This window comes from Klebsiella sp. PK18 (assembly GCF_057784655.1).
Genome location: NZ_CM173493.1, coordinates 1,093,419 through 1,107,816, shown reverse-complemented (window position 1 = coordinate 1,107,816; position 14,398 = coordinate 1,093,419). Strand labels below are relative to the sequence as shown.

General features: G+C 59.5%; 12 protein-coding genes. 6 read left to right on the top strand and 6 right to left on the bottom strand.

Annotated elements, in window-relative coordinates; translation table 11 throughout:
• Positions 1-110: 110 nt before the first annotated feature.
• The 3 genes from gutM to gutQ all read left to right on the top strand — a co-directional run bounded on the left by gutM (position 111) and on the right by gutQ (position 2,269).
• A complete protein-coding gene (gutM, locus tag AC3EMD_RS05475) occupies positions 111-470 on the top strand; it encodes a transcriptional regulator GutM (protein ID WP_023298118.1) in 360 nt (119 codons plus the stop codon).
• Positions 471-537: 67 nt separating this feature from the next.
• The gene (srlR, locus tag AC3EMD_RS05470; protein ID WP_008806163.1) at positions 538-1,311 is read left to right on the top strand and encodes a glucitol operon DNA-binding transcriptional repressor SrlR; all 774 of its coding nucleotides are present in this window, start codon (positions 538-540) and stop codon (positions 1,309-1,311) included.
• Positions 1,304-2,269 carry an arabinose-5-phosphate isomerase GutQ gene (gene gutQ / locus AC3EMD_RS05465; RefSeq protein ID WP_023298119.1) on the top strand — a complete coding sequence of 322 codons (966 nt, stop codon included), beginning with the start codon at positions 1,304-1,306 and terminating at the stop codon, positions 2,267-2,269. Before srlR ends, gutQ begins: the two co-directional genes overlap by 8 nt.
• Here the strand turns inward: gutQ and norR are convergent.
• Positions 2,232-3,782, bottom strand: a complete 1,551-nt coding sequence (gene norR / locus AC3EMD_RS05460) for a nitric oxide reductase transcriptional regulator NorR (protein ID WP_302073973.1) — start codon at positions 3,780-3,782, stop codon at positions 2,232-2,234. The two genes, gutQ and norR, sit on opposite strands and share 38 nt — an antisense overlap.
• Positions 3,783-3,970: 188 nt before the next feature.
• Between norR and norV the strand changes: the two genes are divergently transcribed.
• Positions 3,971-5,419, top strand: a complete 1,449-nt coding sequence (norV, locus tag AC3EMD_RS05455; protein ID WP_072125712.1) for an anaerobic nitric oxide reductase flavorubredoxin — start codon at positions 3,971-3,973, stop codon at positions 5,417-5,419.
• A complete protein-coding gene (norW, locus tag AC3EMD_RS05450) occupies positions 5,416-6,549 on the top strand; it encodes an NADH:flavorubredoxin reductase NorW (protein ID WP_086070742.1) in 1,134 nt (377 codons plus the stop codon). The genes norV and norW overlap by 4 nt, the downstream gene beginning before the upstream one ends.
• Before the next feature lie 194 nt (positions 6,550-6,743).
• On the opposite strand, the gene AC3EMD_RS05445 is transcribed toward norW, so the two are convergent.
• Together AC3EMD_RS05445 and AC3EMD_RS05440 are read right to left on the bottom strand one after the other, a co-directional pair.
• Positions 6,744-7,691, bottom strand: coding sequence for a hydroxyacid dehydrogenase (locus tag AC3EMD_RS05445; RefSeq protein ID WP_008806168.1), 948 nt, complete (start codon positions 7,689-7,691; stop codon positions 6,744-6,746).
• Positions 7,688-8,383, bottom strand: a complete 696-nt coding sequence (locus tag AC3EMD_RS05440) for an RraA family protein (RefSeq protein WP_012967367.1) — start codon at positions 8,381-8,383, stop codon at positions 7,688-7,690. The genes AC3EMD_RS05445 and AC3EMD_RS05440 overlap by 4 nt, the downstream gene beginning before the upstream one ends.
• A 166-nt stretch (positions 8,384-8,549) precedes the next feature.
• On the opposite strand from AC3EMD_RS05440, the gene AC3EMD_RS05435 reads away from it, so the two are divergent.
• Positions 8,550-9,266, top strand: a complete 717-nt coding sequence (locus tag AC3EMD_RS05435) for an IclR family transcriptional regulator (protein WP_008806170.1) — start codon at positions 8,550-8,552, stop codon at positions 9,264-9,266.
• Positions 9,267-9,305: 39 nt separating this feature from the next.
• On the opposite strand, the gene AC3EMD_RS05430 is transcribed toward AC3EMD_RS05435, so the two are convergent.
• From AC3EMD_RS05430 to hypF, 3 genes are all read right to left on the bottom strand, one after another.
• Positions 9,306-10,640 carry an MFS transporter gene (locus tag AC3EMD_RS05430; protein ID WP_022065928.1) on the bottom strand — a complete coding sequence of 445 codons (1,335 nt, stop codon included), beginning with the start codon at positions 10,638-10,640 and terminating at the stop codon, positions 9,306-9,308.
• A 512-nt stretch (positions 10,641-11,152) separates the two neighbouring features.
• Positions 11,153-12,166 (bottom strand): HoxN/HupN/NixA family nickel/cobalt transporter, encoded by a 1,014-nt coding sequence (locus AC3EMD_RS05425; protein WP_008806172.1) that lies wholly within the window; start codon positions 12,164-12,166, stop codon positions 11,153-11,155.
• A 2-nt stretch (positions 12,167-12,168) separates the two neighbouring features.
• On the bottom strand, positions 12,169-14,397 hold the full coding sequence (hypF, locus tag AC3EMD_RS05420) for a carbamoyltransferase HypF (protein ID WP_302073972.1): 2,229 nt from the start codon (positions 14,395-14,397) through the stop codon (positions 12,169-12,171).
• Position 14,398: the final 1 nt, after the last annotated feature.

Genomic DNA, 14,398 nt, shown 5'->3' with positions numbered 1-14,398 from the left:
GCGCGGCGCTTATCCGGGCTACAAAAATGTCGGTCGGGTCAGGCGCTAGCCGCCACCCGACAAAAAACGGTACCCGGGTTTTACCCGGTACCCCACCTTCAGGAGACATTATGGTTACCACATTAATCACCGTCGCCGCTATCGCCTGGCTGACTCAGCTGGCTTTCGGCGGCTGGCAAATTCGCCGCTTCAATCGCGCTTTTGATAGCCTTTGCCAGCAGGGCCGCGTTGGCGTCGGCCGTTCCTCCGGGCGCTTTAAACCACGCGCGATTGTCGCTATCGCCGTCGATGAAAACGATCGTATTTGCGATACGCTGTTGATGAAGGGTCTCACCGTCTTCGCCAGCCCGCAAAAAATCCCCACGCTTAGCGGTAAACATCTCAAGGAATTGCAGCCTGATGTGATCTTTCCCAATGATCCGCTCTGTCAGAATGCACTATCATTAGCGCTTAATCCGAAACATGCATAATTTCGTTGTGAAAGTTAATATCTTGCGAAATTATCACTTCGAAACTTAAACGCAGGATACAACGCCTATGAAACCACGTCAGCGCCAGGCAGCCATTCTCGAGCACCTGCAATCGCAGGGCAAATGCTCGGTCGAAGAGCTGGCGCAACACTTCGACACCACCGGCACCACTATCCGCAAGGATCTGGTGATTCTGGAGAATGCCGGGACCGTCATCCGCACCTACGGCGGCGTAGTGTTGAATAAAGACGAGGCCGACCCGCCTATCGACCACAAGACGCTGATCAACACCCACAAGAAAGCGCAGATTGCCGAGGCCGCCGTGCGCTACATCCACGATGGCGATTCAATCATCCTCGACGCCGGCAGCACCGTGCTGCAGATGGTGCCGCTGCTGAGCCGCTTCAATAACATCACGGTGATGACCAACAGCCTGCATATCGTCAACGCCCTTTCCGAGTTCGATAACGAGCAGACCATCCTGATGCCGGGTGGCACCTTCCGTAAAAAATCGGCTTCATTCCACGGCCAGCTGGCGGAAAACGCATTCGAACAATTCAGCTTCGACAAGCTGTTTATGGGCACCGACGGCATTGATCTGGTGGCGGGCGTCACCACCTTTAACGAGGTCTATACCGTCAGTAAGGCGATGTGTAACGCCGCCCGCGAAGTGATCCTGATGGCCGACTCATCCAAGTTTGGCCGTAAAAGTCCCAACATTGTCTGCGGCCTTGAACGCGTGGATAAATTGATTACCGATGCCGATATTGACCCTGAATTCCAGCGGGCGCTGGAAGCCAAAGGTATTGAAGTCATTATTACTGGAGAACATCATGAGTAACTTTTTGTTAGAGGCCGGACGCCAGACCCTGATGCTTGAGCTGCAGGAGGCGAGCCGCCTGCCGGAACGCCTGGGCGACGACTTCATCCGCGCGGCGGAAACCATCATCCACTGCGAGGGCAAACTGATTGTCTCCGGTATCGGTAAATCCGGCCACATCGGTAAAAAGCTGGCGGCAACCTTCGCCAGCACCGGCACCCCGGCCTTTTTCGTCCATCCGGCGGAAGCCCTGCACGGCGATCTCGGTATGCTCGATAGCCGCGACGTGATGCTGTTTATCTCCTACTCCGGTAGCGCAAAAGAGCTGGATCTCATCGTGCCGCGGCTGGAAGAGAAATCCATTCCGCTGCTGGCGATGACCGGCAAATCCACCTCGCCGCTGGCGCTGGCGGCGAAAGCGGTGCTGGATATCGCCGTGGAGCGCGAAGCCTGTCCGATGCATCTGGCGCCGACCTCCAGCACCGTTAACACCCTGATGCTGGGCGACGCGCTGGCGATGGCGGTGATGCAGGCGCGCGGTTTCAATGAAGAAGATTTCGCCCGTTCCCACCCGGCGGGCGCCCTCGGCGCGCGTCTGCTGAACAAAGTGCATCACCTGATGCGCCGCGACGAAGAAGTGCCGCGGGTCAATACCGAGGCTAACGTCATGGACGCCATGCTTGAACTCAGCCGAACCGGACTCGGCCTGGTGGCGGTCTGCGATGAAGCCAACCGCGTGCAGGGCGTTTTCACCGACGGCGACCTGCGCCGCTGGCTGGTTGCTGGCGGTACGCTCAACGATAGCGTCACTCGGGCGATGACCCGCAACGGCGTAACGCTGCAGGCGGAAAGCCGCGCGGTGGAAGCCAAAGAGCGGCTGATGAAACACAAAATCAGCGCCGCGCCGGTCGTGGATGAAAACGGTCAACTGGTCGGCGCCATCAACCTGCAGAACTTTTACCAGGCGGGGATCCTTTAAGTCCCAGACGTTTCGCCAGCCGATGCAGGTTGGCGACGTCCAGTTCCAGCGCACGGGCGGTCGCCGCCCAGTTGCGCTGGTTCGCCTCCAGCGCGCGGCTAATTGCTTCTCGTTGAAAAGATTCGGTCGCCTCGCGCAGATTGACGTTTCCCGTCGCCGGCACCGCTGCCGCCGTCTCAGTCGGCAACATCGGCGCGGCCACCGCAAACTGGAAATGCTGCGGCTCCAGCACCACTTCATCGCCGGCCTGGGTGGCCCGCGCCAGCACCACCGCCCGGTGAATAGCATGCTCCAGTTCGCGCACGTTGCCCGGCCAGGACCACTGCTGCAGCCTGTTTCGCGCCGCTTCGCTGAGTATCACCCGCGCCAGCCCCATCCGCAGGCGGCACTGCTCACAGAAATAGCCCGCCAGCAGCACCACATCGCTGTCCCGATCGCGTAGCGCCGGAACCGACAGCGGGAAGACGCTCAGCCGATGGTACAGATCGGCGCGAAAGCGCCCTTCCACCACCTCCTGGCGCAGATCGCGGTTCGTCGCCGCCAGCACCCGCACATCGACCCGCAGGCTGCGGTCATCGCCGACGCGCTGAATATCGCCATACTGCAGCACGCGCAGCAGCTTCGCCTGCAACGCCAGCGACAGTTCGCCAATTTCATCAAGGAACAGGGTGCCGTTATCAGCCATCTCAAATTTACCGCTGCGGTTGCTGATAGCCCCGGTAAACGCCCCTTTCACATGGCCAAACAGCTCGCTCTCCGCCACGCTTTCCGGCAGCGCCGCGCAGTTGAGATAGACCAGCGGATTGGCGGCTCGCGGCGATCCCTGGTGCACCGCCTTCGCCACCAGCTCTTTACCGGTGCCGGTTTCGCCGCTTATCAGCACGTTTAAATCCGAGGCGGCGACGATATCGATCTCTTTTTTCAGCTGCAGCATGGGCGCCGACAGGCCGATAATTTCCTGGCGCTCAGGTTGCGCATAATTGACCGGCTGCGCCGGCAACACGTTTTGCGCCTCAAGGCGGGCAATAAGCAGCGCGTTATTCAATGCCCCGGCCACCAGCGCGGCAATCAGCCGCAGCTCTTCATCGCTGAAGCTATCGAAACGGTCGGCATCCATACCATCAAGGGTCAGCGCGCCAATCAGCGTCTGTCCGGCAAACAACGGCAGGCCAACGCAGGCGTGAACCTTCAGGCTCTCATGACCGGGGATCAGCCCGTCATAGGGGTCGGGCAAATCGCTATCCGCCGGGAAGCGCACCACATCCCCGGCGCGCGCAATCGCCTCAAGCCGCGGGTGTCCTTCCAGGGCAAAGCGCCGACCAAGCACATCCTGCGCCAGGCCATCGATCGCCAGCGGCACAAACTGATGCGCCTCATAGCGCAGCAGCGCCGAGGCATCGCAGCCGAGGATCTGCCGCAGGGTAGTAATCAGGCGCGAAAAGCGGTCGGTGTGACCAATATCGCTTTGTAAATCAATGGCGATTCTCGCCAGCTCGTCGACGGAAAAACTCATTGCCGCTCCATTGTCATTTTGACAACACGCATTGTCATATCGACAATTTTAGCTATTGTCATTTTGACAGCAACCAAAATCAGAAAAAAATTAAAAATAGCTAATTATCAATGAATTAAAAAGTTGGCATGCAACTTGATATAAGCCAGTCAACTGAGTTTAAACACACTGTATTGATTGAGGTTGCTATGTCTATTGCGGTTAAAAATAACATTCTTTGGGTTGGCCAACGTGACTGGGAAGTGCGTGATTTCCACGGCACCGAATATAAAACGCTGCGCGGCAGCAGCTACAACAGCTATCTCATCCGCGAAGAGAAGAACGTGCTGATTGATACCGTCGATCATAAATTCAGCCGCGAGTTCGTGCAGAACCTGCGCAGCGAAATCGATCTGGCCGACCTCGACTATATCGTCATTAACCACGCCGAAGAGGACCATGCCGGCGCGCTGACTGAGCTGATGATGCAGATCCCGGATACGCCGATCTACTGCACCGCCAACGCTATCGACTCGATCAACGGCCACCATCATCATCCTGAGTGGAACTTCCACGTGGTGAAAACCGGCGATACTCTCGATATCGGTAATGGTAAACAGCTGATCTTCGTGGAAACGCCGATGCTGCACTGGCCTGACAGCATGATGACCTACCTGACCGGCGACGCGGTGCTGTTCAGCAACGACGCCTTCGGCCAGCACTACTGCGACGAACACCTGTTCAACGATGAAGTGGACCAGATTGAACTGTACGAACAGTGCCAACGCTACTACGCCAACATCCTGACGCCCTTCAGCCGCCTGGTGACGCCGAAAATTACTGAAATCCTCGGCTTCAACCTGCCGGTGGAGATGATTGCCACCTCCCACGGCGTGGTCTGGCGCGATAACCCGACGCAAATCGTCGAGAAATACCTCGAGTGGGCGGCGGATTATCAGGAAGATCGCATCACGATTTTCTACGACACCATGTCCAACAACACTCGTATGATGGCGGACGCCATTGCCCAGGGGATCACCGAAGTTGACCCGCGGGTGGCGGTAAAAATCTTCAACGTCGCCCGCAGCGACAAAAACGAAATTCTCACCAACGTTTTCCGCTCGAAAGGCGTGCTGGTGGGCACCTCCACCATGAACAACGTGATGATGCCGAAAATCGCCGGGCTGGTGGAAGAGATGACCGGGCTGCGTTTTCGCAATAAACGCGCCAGCGCCTTTGGCTCACACGGCTGGAGCGGCGGCGCGGTAGACCGCCTGTCCACCCGCCTGCAGGATGCCGGCTTTGAGATGTCGCTGAGCCTGAAAGCCAAATGGCGCCCGGATATCGACGCGCTGGAATTGTGCCGCCAACACGGACGCGACATCGCCCGCCAGTGGGCCCTCTCGCCGCTGCCGGTTGCTGAAGCAGCGACAACGCCGGAACAACAGGACTGTGCCTGTGCCGCCGCCGCGGCCGCCGATCTCGGTCCCATGATGCAGTGCAGCGTGTGCCAGTGGGTCTATGATCCGGCGAAAGGCGAACCCAACCAGGATGTCCAGCCGGGTACGCCGTGGAGTGAAGTGCCGGACAATTTCCTCTGCCCTGAGTGTTCTCTTGGCAAAGATGTCTTTGACGTACTGGCGACGGAGGCAAAATGAGTGATGGCATCGTCATCATCGGCTCGGGCTTCGCGGCCCGCCAGCTGGTGAAAAATATTCGTAAGCAGGATACGCAAATCCCGCTGACCTTAATCGCCGCCGATAGCATGGATGAATACAACAAACCGGACCTCAGCCATGTCATCAGCCGCGGGCAGAACGCCGACGATCTGACCCTGCAAAGCGCCGGCGAGTTCGCCGAGCAGTACACTCTGCGCCTGTTTCCCCACACCTGGGTGAGCGATATCGACGCCGGAAACCGGTTAGTGAAGAGCCAGGATAACCAGTGGCGCTATGACAAACTGGTGCTGGCCACCGGGGCGACGCCGTTTATCCCCCCGGTACCGGGACGCGAGCTGATGCTGACGCTGAACAGCCAGCGCGAATACGGCGCGGCGCAGAGCCAGCTGCACGACGCCAGGCGGGTGCTGATCGTCGGCGGCGGCCTGATTGGCTGCGAACTGGCGATGGATTTCTGCCGCGCCGGTAAAGCGGTAACGGTAGTCGATAACTCAGCCAGCGTGCTGGCGGCGCTGATGCCGCCGGAGGCCAGCAGCCGCCTGCAGCATCGGCTTACCGAGATGGGCGTACACCTGATGCTGAAAACGCAGCTTGAGGGGCTGGAGCAAACCGCCGACGGCATCCGCGTCAGCCTCGATCGCCAGCGCGCGATAATCGTCGATGCGGTGGTGGCCGCCGCCGGCCTGCGCCCGGAAACGTCGCTGGCGCGCCATGCCGGATTGCAGATTAACCGCGGCGTGGTGGTCAATAACCAACTGCAAACCAGCGACCCGGCGATTTACGCCCTCGGCGACTGCGCGGAAATCAACGGTACGGTATTGCCGTTCCTGCAGCCGATTTTACTCAGCGCCATGTGCCTGAGTAAAAACCTGCTGGCGCAGGCGGGGGAACTCAAGCTGCCGCCAATGCTGGTGAAAGTGAAAACGCCGGATCTGCCGCTGCATCTGGCCGGCGACACCCGCCGCGACGATCTGACGTGGAATATCGTGGCCGCCAAAGAGGGGCTGGTAGCGAAAGGCGTGGATGCCGAAAACCAGCTGCGCGCCTTTGTGGTGAGTGAAGACAAAATGAAGGAAGCCTTTGCGCTGCTCAAGCAACTGGTGAGTTGATTACCGTCCAGGCAGCCCTGTTTTGCCGGGTGGCGCTACGCTTACCCGGCCTACGGAGGCCGCCCGTAAGCTCATATACTGTAGGCCCGCGCAAGCGCAGCGCCGCCGGCGCAGGGGGCGGCGTCTGGCCGCTCCCTGCGCCACGGAAAACAGAGTGCCGAAAAATTAACCGGGAGCGCAGGTTCGGTTAACACTCAAAACGTTGTTTCTGTCTGAGCCGACTCCTGCAGCACCTGCAGAATGTTGGCTGCGGCGGCGGTCCCCATTTTCACGTAAGAGGCATCGCTAACGCCACCCACATGCGGAGACAGAATGACATTATCAATCGCCTGCCAGATATGCGGCGTGGTGAGTGGTTCACTGTGAAAGCTGTCGAGCGCCGCCCAGCGCAAGGTCCCCGCTTTTAATGCTGCGGCCAGCGCCACATCGTCAATCAACCCGCCGCGCGCAGTATTCACCAGGATAGCGCCCGGCTTACACTGCGCCAGCGTGGCGGCATTGATCATTCCTCTGTTATGTTGCGTCAAGGGACAATGAAGGGACAGAACATCGGCCTGCATCAGCAGGTCTTTGAGTTCGTCAACACGTTCACATTCCGGCGGGACCGTTTTCGCGTAGGGATCGTAAGCCAGAACCTTCATACCAAAGGCGACGGCAATTTTCGCCACACGGCTGCCAATAGCGCCGAGGCCGACCAGTCCCAGCGTTCTGCCCTCAAGTTCGAGTGATTTATGCGTTGATTTATCCCAGTGCCCTTCACGCAGGCGGCGGTCAAGCGGAATTACCGACTTGGCACAGGCCAGAATTAACGCCCAGGTGTGTTCGGAAACCGCGGCGGCATTGGCCCCCGTCGCCGCGCGAACCATTATGCCGCGCGCGGTGGCCGCCTCAACGTCAATGACATCAATGCCGCTGCCATGTTTGGCAATCACCTTCAATGCCGGGGCGGCATCCATGACGGCGGCCGTGATTTTGCCATAGCGCACCAGTATCGCGAGCGGATTGTGCTGCTGGCACAAGGCTATCAGCTGGGATTCTGTTGGCTGGCGGCCGGCAAAGACAAGCTCGTAATCTTCCAGCATCTCCAGCGCTGCTGCAGCCAAATCGCTGCCGGTAATCAGGATGACGTTTTTAGCGCTCATGGCAGTGTCTCCCCTTCGCTCAGCATCCCTGCCTGACGCAGAGCGCTCTCCAGCCAGTGCGGACGAAGGTCGCCGTCGCGGATAGCAACCAGACGTTTTGATTCCATCGCCAGTTTGCCTTTCGCCAGTTCGATGATGGTGCGAACTTCATCGCGCGGGATAACGACCACGCCGTCAATATCCCCTACCACTAAGTCACCTGCCTGCACGGCGGCGCCACCGACTGAAATAGCGTGATTGACCCTGCCTGGAATGAACTTGGTGGGGCCGCACGGATTCAGGCCGGCGGCGAAAACCGGAAAGAGTTGGTTACTTAAGGTTTCCGCATCGCGAACGGCACCGTCAATGATAATCCCTGCGATACCGCTGGCCTGGGCCTGCGTGGCCATGATCTCTCCCAGCAGCGCGCAGGAGAGATCGCCCTTCCCGTCGATGACCAGCACATCGCCAGGTTTGGCGACGGCCATTGCGGCGTGAATAGCGAGGTTATCCCCCGGGCGGACCTCTACGGTAATCGCTGGCCCGGCAACCGCCATATGCGGCGCCAGCGGCTTGATGCGGCCATGTAATGTGCCACGGCGTCCGGCCACGTCAGCCAGAATGGCGGCCTGAAATTCGGCGGCCTGGCGGACCTCTTCCGCGTCAACACGCGCAATATCAAAGTTGATGAGTTTCTGTTGCGAAGCAGGCATGGTTACTCTCCATTTGTTTTACTAGATACAACTCACGTGTACTATATAAAACAACTATACGAGCATTGCTTCGCTTTTCGCCAGTGTTGCGAAGTTGTTTGTGATGTAAACACGAAGTTACTCACAAAATTCAGGTACAATTTTGTTCGGCAAAAAGGAGAACATGATGGGGAATGAAGGCGTAATTGCCGTTGAAAAGGCGCTGGCTTTACTTGATTGCTTCCGTCCCGGTAATGACAGTCTGACGTTAACGGAGCTGGCCCAGCTTTCGGGATATCACAAAACAACCGTTTATCGCCTGATGAATTCGCTTGAGCGAATGAACTACATCATCCGGCACGACGATGGCACCTATACGCTCGGCCACCGTCTGCTCTATCTCGGCAAGCTCTATGAGCAATCATTTGAACTTGCCAGAGTCGTACAGCCGGAATTGCAGGCGCTGTCACAGGCCTCCAGCGAAAGCGCGAGCTGGTATGTGATTGAGGGGGGACAGCGCCTGTGTCTGTTCCGCGCCGAAGCCTCCCAGGGATTACGCCACAGCAACCTGCCCGGCAGCCAGTTCCCGCTGGATGGTTCCGCTATCAGCAAGGTTTTACGCCACTGGGGATTGGGTGAATCGTTGCAGGAAGACGAACCGACGCTGCCGTTCTATACCTCCGGCGCGCGCGACCCGCACACCGCGGCCTTCGCAATGCCGGTGTTTGGCGTCCACGATAAACTGATCGCGGCGCTGGCCCTGACCGGGCCGGCATCGCGTCTGACGGAAGATCGTAAAGAAAACGGCATCAGCCAGCTCATGCAGGAGACGGCCAACCGCCTGTCGCTCAAGCTAGGCGCCAGCAAGCCATTCTGCGAAAGGTTTTACGGTCTGAAAGAGTAAGATTGGCTAAGAAGGCGGGAAAAATCCCGCCTTTGCTTATTAATGGGTCATCTGTTTTTCCTGCCTGGCAGTCTGCGAGTAACGCCGTCCCATGGCCAGCACCGCAATGCCGCCTGCCAGACACAAGGCGGCCAGCGGCAGCATCGCCAGCGTATGGCTTCCTGTCCGTTCGCTAATAATGCCATAGGCATTCACCATCACCGCGCCGCCAATCAGGTTGGCGATCGCGCCGATGGCCGCCAGCCCGGCGGCGGCTGACGTGCTGCTCATCCAGCCCGATGCCAGCGCCCAGAAGGGGCCCTTCGCCGCATAAGCGCCAATCAGTATGGTACTGAGGATCATAATGGTGGCCGGAAGCGACAGATTGATAAATGCCGCGAACACGCCAGCCGCAATCATAAAGAGGGTAAGCGCCGTGTGCCAGCGGCGTTCATTTTTCCGGTCCGAACTGCGTCCCCAGACAATCATCAGCACCGACGCCAGTCCATAGGGGATGGCATTCAGCAGCCCGGTGGTCAGGTTATCAAGATGGAACGACTTCAGCAGCTGTGGAGACCAGACGCTAAGCGTGGTGCCGGCAGACGACGCACCGGCGTAAATCAACGCCATCAGCCAGATTTGGCGATGCTTCAACAGTTGCCATGTGGTGGTATGGCCGATCTGTTTCTGCTGTTGGCGCTCCGCCTGAAGCGTGTTTTCCAGCCACGTCTTCTGCCGGTCGTTTAACCAGCCAGCCTGATGCGGGCGGTCGCGCAAAATAAAGAAAGCGGCAATCCCCAGCAGCACCGCCGGCAACCCTTCAATAATGAATAACAGATGCCAGCCGCGCAGCCCTAACCAGCCATCCAGCATCAGGATCAGCCCTGAAAGCGGTGAGCCGATAAAGTTAGCCAGCGGAATGGCCACCATAAAAGAGGCAATAATACGCGCACGGTAGCGTGACGGGATCCACCAGGTAAGATAGAGTACCACGCCCGGAAAAAAGCCCGCTTCGGCAGCGCCCAGTAAAAAACGGACGATGTAAAGGGAGGTGGTGTTCTGCACCAGCGCCATACACATCGATACCACTCCCCAACTGATCATAATGCGCGGGATCCACAAGCGCGCCCCCACCTTCTGCATCGCCAGGTTGCTGGGCACCTCAAAGATAAAATAGGCGACAAAATACAAACTGCTGGCGAAGCCAAAAGCCGCCTTACTCAGGCCCAGATCCTCATTCATCTGCAGCGCAGCCATACCAATATTGCCCCGGTCAATAATCGACACCAGGTAGCTGACAACCAGGAAAGGCAGGATGCGCCAGATAACCCGCCGCATGGTCTCTTTTTCCAGCGCATCGTTATCGATAGCGCGGTTCGGTAATTGATCGGTCATGGTTTCCTCGCAGGGTTTCATTATGTTTATCAGGAAAACGATGTAGTGACGAAATAAGTGACTTCAGCCTGATGCGTCCGTTTTGCCGCGTCCGGAGATGAGGATGGGCTGCCTGGGTTGTCATGTTGCTTCACCAGGTAACGCAAGCCACACGTTTCTGGCCGCAAGGTGCGGCGCGGTAACGATCTCCATGAACATCTCGCTATTGTTGTACTCTGTACAACTTAGTTTTATTTTACAAAACTACTATAACGAGGCTGTCGTGTTTTTATCCAGTTAACGAGTGGTTTAAATTATGTAAATAAGAGGTAAATCACAGATGCTTCGGGTCGTTAAAACGAGGGAAAATGAAGATTTGATAAAAAATAATAATTTTTCAATGAGTTAAGTAATTGAGGTTATTGACGCAGAGGGATGCATCACCAGGACCTGGGTCAGCCTGCGCAGCGCAGCGCCGCCGGGCAGATCGGGTAGCCCGGCTAAGCACAGCGCAAGCCGGGAAAATCTCCAGGTTAACGCGCCAGATTGTCGTAGCCGCGCCAGCGGTAGTTAAGCACCGACAGCGCCCAACAGGCGACGAACAGCCCCACCACCACAAATCCGGCGTCGCCAAGGTTATCGTTTAACATCCCCACCCAGCGCCATATCCCGCCGCTGAGCGCAAACTTATCCATCAGCAGGCCCAGCGCTTCCAGGCCGCCGATAAACAGCGCCACCACCACCGAGGTGCCGGTGATGGTCATATTGTAATAAAGCTTGCGCTGCGGTTTGCTGAACGCCCAGCCGTAGGCGCCGACCATCAGCACGTTATCGAGGGTATCCACCAGCGCCATACCACTGGCGAACAGCGCCGGGAAGACCATAATCGACCAGACGGAAATCCCGCTCGACGCGCCGGCGGCGGAGATACCCAGCACGCCGATTTCGGTAGCGGTATCAAAACCGAGGCCGAACAGGAAGCCGACCAGGTACATCTGCCAGCTGCGGCTAACCAGACGGAAGGTTTTGCCAAACAGCCAGCTCATCACCCCGCCGCCGCTGACGATTTCGTCGCTCACCTTCTCACCGCGCTTCCACGCCCGAAAGCTGCGCCACACGCTGCGTAAAATCACCAGGTTGATAAAGGCCATCGCCAGTAAAAACAGGGCCGACACGGCGGTGCCGATGACGCTACCGGTGTCATGCAGCCAGCTCATCTGCGCGCTGAAGGCCGTGGCGGTCGCGGCAATCGCCGCCGAGGCCAGCACCACAATCGATGAGTGGCCCAGCGAGAACCAGGCCCCGACAGCGAATGGCCGCCGCCCCTGCTGCATCATCTTGCGGGTCACGTTATCAATCGCCGCGATGTGGTCGGCATCAACTGCGTGGCGCAGGCCGTAGCCCCAGGCCAGCAGGCTGGCGGCCATCAGCGCGCCGCTGTCGCCAAAAGCCTGCAGCGCCCAGCACCAGGCCAGTAAATTCGCCGCGATCAACCCCAGCACCAGACCCGCGGCGCGCGGCTGCTGGCGTAAAACTGTCATTATCATTGTTATGTTCCTTGAGCCTGCCCGCGGGCGGCGGCGATCACCGCCTGACCATATGCGATTGCGCCGTCGCCGGCCGGCAACTGCTGCGCAAACAGCAGAGTAAAATCCGCCAGATAAAAGGTCAATCGCGCCGCCAGCAAGCGGTTATGCAGCACCCCGCCGCTGCAGACTATCGTGTCGATGCCGCGAGCGGTGGCGCAGTCGCAGGCCATCGCCGCCAGCCCACAGGCCAGGGCGTCATGGAATGCCCAGGCTTTCTGCGCCGGGGTCGCCTGCCAGTTCAGCCACTGTCGCCAGAAGGTCGCTATGTCCAGCGCGTCGTCGCGCCACGGCAGCGTAACCGGGTGGCTGACGCCGGGGCAGCTGGCGGCCAGCGCTTCCAGCCGACAGGCTGCTTCGCCTTCATAGCTCAGGCTCTCCGGCGCACAATCCAGCGCGCAGGCAACGGCATCAAACAGCCGTCCGCAGGACGAGGCGCGTGGCGCGTTAATGCCGCGATCGATGGCCTGCGCCAGCAGCGGCCAGTTGCGCTGGCGGAGGGGGGCGGTGTGCGGATAATCCTGCCAGTCAGGGACAAAGGCCAGGCACTGAGCCAGCAGATTTCGCCACGGCTGGCGCGCCGCCAGGTCACCGCCCGGCAGCGCCACGGCCGGCAGTCCGCCAAGATGTTCGCACTGGCGATAGTTCACCCGCAGGCACTCCCCGCCCCACAGCGCACCGTTTTCCCCCATCCCGATGCCATCAAGGGTCAGGGCAATCACATCGCCGCCGTCGAGCGGCCATCGATGTTCCGCCAGGCACGCCGCGGCATGAGCATGGTGATGCAGCACCGTCTCCACCGGCAGCGACAGGGACACCGCCCACTGCGTTGAGCGATAGCCGGGGTGGGCATCAACCACCACCCGCTGCGGCACAAACGCGTAAATGCTTTGCATCAGTTGCAGGGTGCTGCGCCACTGCTGTTCAACGCCTTCCTCGCCAAGATCACCAAAGTGCTGGCTCAGCACCGCTTCGCTGCCGCGCGCCAGGCAGAAGGTATTTTTCATATCCGCGCCGAGAGCCAGCAGCGGCGGGATGTCTCGTAGCCCCGGCGGCAGCGGCAGCGCATCCGGAACGTAGCCCCGGGCGCGGCGCAGCATTTCACCGCTTGACCGCACCAGCGAATCATCCATTCGCTGCAGGATGTCGCGATTATGCAAGAGAAAGCCGTCAGCAATGTCGGCTAAATCGTTGAGCGCCTGAGTATTACTTAACGCCGGCGGACGGCCGCTGAGGTTGCCGGAGGTCATGACGATGGGGCGCGCCAGAGCCTGCAGAAGCAAATGCTGCAGCGGATTAGACGGCAGCATCACCCCAACTTCCGCAAGCCCTGGCGCAATCTCGTCGCACAGGCCGGAGACCTGCGCTTTAGCAATCAGTACGATGGGCGCCGCCGGGGAGCCCATCAGCGCCGCGGCGTCGGCGGGTAAGCCCGCCGCTGACGGCAACATTACCGCCAGCGGTTTCGCCGGACGGTGTTTCCTCGCCCGCAGCGTGGCAACGGCAGTAGGATTACCGGCATCGCAGGCCAAATGAAAGCCGCCGATGCCTTTTATCGCCACGATGTCGCCTGCCGCCAGCCGCGTGATGGCCGCCTGCAGCGCCGCCTCGCCGTCCAGCGCTTCCCCCTCTGCCCGCCATTCCAGCCGCGGCCCGCAGTCGGGGCAGGCCATCGGCTGGGCGTGAAAACGGCGATCCGCAGGATCGCGGAACTCCGCCTCACAAGGGGAACAGAGCGGGAACGGCGCCATTGCGGTGAAGGGCCGGTCGTAGGGCATGGCGCGGATAATGGTTAACCGCGGCCCGCAGTGGGTGCAGTTGATAAAGGGGTAGCGGTAGCGGCGCGCCCGGGGATCGTTCATCTCCGCGAGGCACGCCGGGCAGGTCGCGGCATCGGGCACAATCTGAGTGCGCATGCATCCCGCCCCGCTCTCGCGGATGGTGAAATCCTGCGGCGTGGCCGTCCAGCAATAAGGGGTGCAGTCGGTGCTGTCGATACGCGCCAGCGGCGGGCAGTGGTCAGCCAGAGCGGCAGTAAAACCATCGTCGCCCCCGGCCAGCCGCACGAGGACGCCGTCACCGTCATTACAGACATCGCCGCAGCGGGCCTGCGTCCGGGCCAGCTGCCAGACAAAGGGGCGGAACCCCACCCCCTGCACTTTACCGCGAATGCGGATTTGCACCCCGTTCATA